Source organism: Halohasta litorea, assembly GCF_024494645.1.
GTDB classification, from domain to species: domain Archaea; phylum Halobacteriota; class Halobacteria; order Halobacteriales; family Haloferacaceae; genus Halohasta; species Halohasta litorea.
Genome location: NZ_JANHDJ010000033.1, coordinates 1 through 940, shown reverse-complemented (window position 1 = coordinate 940; position 940 = coordinate 1). Strand labels below are relative to the sequence as shown.

The window sequence follows — 940 nt, the reverse complement described above, 5'->3', positions numbered from 1 at the left end:
GGCTGTGTTGAATCGCCATACAGCGTAGGATTTCACTGTTTGACGAAGCGTTTGATGTTATAGACGGCACACATCAGCGCGATTTCGCGGAACTCACGGAACCAGGAACGCGCTCGCACGGCGAAGCCGAGCGAGCGCTTGACAGCCGAGTTCACGGTTTCGGTCATAGAGCGCTGATTGTAGCGCTGTTCGTCGATTCTGGCGTTGTGTGCGTGGTCGTACGGCGCGAAGATGCGATGCTTGATCAGCGGTCTGATGCCGAGTTCACGTAATCCTTCGCGGAGCGATTGCTTGTCGTAGCCTTTATCAGCGGCGAGAGACCGCAGATCGCCCGCGTTCCGGCGGGCGATCTGCTCACAGAGATCAGCATCGCTTCCTTCACGGTTCGTTGAACAATGTACGTCAAGGACAGCCTGAGACTCTGTATCGACGAGTTTCGTGACCTTCAGCTTCTGCACGCGGTAGCTGGTTCGCTGGCAGTAGTGGCGACTCGCAGCTGAGCGTTCGTAGAATGTGGCGTCGATAGCACCGTGTTCGGAGGGATCGTGCAGCTGCGCCGACTGGCGCAGCAGCACTCGACAGATGCTCATACTGATCCGGTCGAACGCCTTACACAACGTGGACGGCGCGGGGAGATCGGCCGCGTCGAGGCCGATCTCCGCGGTTATTTGTGGCATCTCCTTCAGCAGGTCGATGGTCATGCGATAGGAAGTATCGAGGTAAATCCGGAGACAATGGAGGGAAACGAGTGCGTAGTCGGCGAATCCGCCGCCACCTTCCGGGGCGGCGGATTTGCCTCCATCGCCAGTAACCCTTTGAGCAACCGGCACAACTTCCCCGATGAAGCGGGAGATTTGCGTCATAGACAACCGCAGTTTCCCGCTTCAACTCCTTCGATTTAGTGACTCGTCCCGACGCCATCTAGTGATTCAACAGAGCC

1 protein-coding gene is annotated in these 940 nt (G+C 57.6%); it reads right to left on the bottom strand.

The window, feature by feature from the left end; genetic code table 11:
• Window positions 1-32 precede the first annotated feature (32 nt).
• On the bottom strand, window positions 33-863 hold the full coding sequence (locus tag NO877_RS19695; protein ID WP_256397988.1) for an IS5 family transposase: 831 nt from the start codon (window positions 861-863) through the stop codon (window positions 33-35).
• Between the last annotated feature and the right edge of the window lie 77 nt (window positions 864-940).